This window comes from Agromyces humi, from assembly GCF_009720255.1.
Taxonomy (GTDB): domain Bacteria; phylum Actinomycetota; class Actinomycetes; order Actinomycetales; family Microbacteriaceae; genus Agromyces; species Agromyces humi.
In genome coordinates, this window is the sequence record NZ_WJSP02000645.1 from 1 (window position 1) to 1,209 (window position 1,209).

Sequence of the window (1,209 nt, forward strand, 5' to 3'; positions counted from 1 at the left end):
CGAGTCGGCGCCCGAGCACGCGGCCGGGACCGCCGCGCCCAGGAGCGACCCCCGCTAGTCGGCCCGCATCCCCGCGGGCCCGATGACCTCGCGCTCGAAGGTGCGGATCCACCGCTGACGGGTCGCCCGGTACTCGGCGTGCGTCGTGAAGCGGTAGTGGTAGGCGTGCACGCGCACCCAGCGCGGGGGCGCCCCATCGAACGGGTCGTGGGCGAGGAGCCGCAGCGTCGCCTGATCCGCCTCCAGCAGGCGCAGCAGGAACATCTCGAACCACGGCTCCCACATGCGGCCGAGCGGCAGGAACCACATCAGCCAGTCGAGCCGCAGGTGGTACGGCGCCCATTGCCGCGGCACGGCGCGCACATCGCCGGGCTTGCCCTTGAAGGCGTACTCGCGCCAGTCCGAGTCGTCGTCGGGCAACTCGTCGAGCGTGGCCTCGACGATGATCTCGATGCGTCGCTTCGTCACCGTGCCGAACGCCCCGTACGCGTTGACGAGCATCCACCGGTTGAAGCTCGCGTTCATGAGCTGCCGTCGCGAGAGCAGGTTCCTGATCGGCCACCAACTGAGCACCAGCAGCAGGGCGGATGCCGCGAGCACCACGACCGTCCACCAGAGCGGCGTCGTCGCGGCATCCGTGCCCAGGTCGTCGGGGATCGCCGGGATGAGCCGGTGCCACGCCGAGTCGGTGATGGCGGATGCCGCGAGCACGACCGTGATCCAGTTCAGCCACGCGAAGTTGCCGGTGACGATGAGCCAGAGCTGGGTCAGGATGACGACGGCGGCCGCGATCGACCCGACCGGGCCCGGCACGAACAGCAGGAACGGCACGATGAGCTGGGCGAAATGGTTCCCGAGCACCTCACCGCGGTGGAACCACTTCGGCAGCAGGTGCGCCTGCCGGCTGAGCGGGTTCGGCATCGGCTGCGTCTCGTGGTGGTACATGAGCGCGGTGAGGTCCCGCCACTCCCGCCCGCCGCGGATCTTGATCATGCCGGCCCCGAACTCGAGGCGGAACACCAGCCACCAGATCGCGACGATGATCGTGACGGGCGGGGGCTGGTCGTTCGACCCGAGGAACGCCACCGTGAAGAGCGCCTCGCAGAGCAGCATCTCCCAGCCGAAGCCGTAGAACGTCTGGCCGACGTTCACGATCGAGAGGTAGAGCAGCCACAGCGCGAGGAACACGACGAGCGGCACCCAGGGCGG

General features: G+C 69.6%; 1 protein-coding gene. It reads right to left on the minus strand.

All coding sequences use genetic code 11. The features are described from left to right. Positions 1–54: 54 nt before the first annotated feature. Positions 55–1,209 (minus strand): lipase maturation factor family protein (locus tag GH736_RS23180; RefSeq protein ID WP_159607398.1); only part of this gene is annotated, 1,155 nt, incomplete at its 5' end.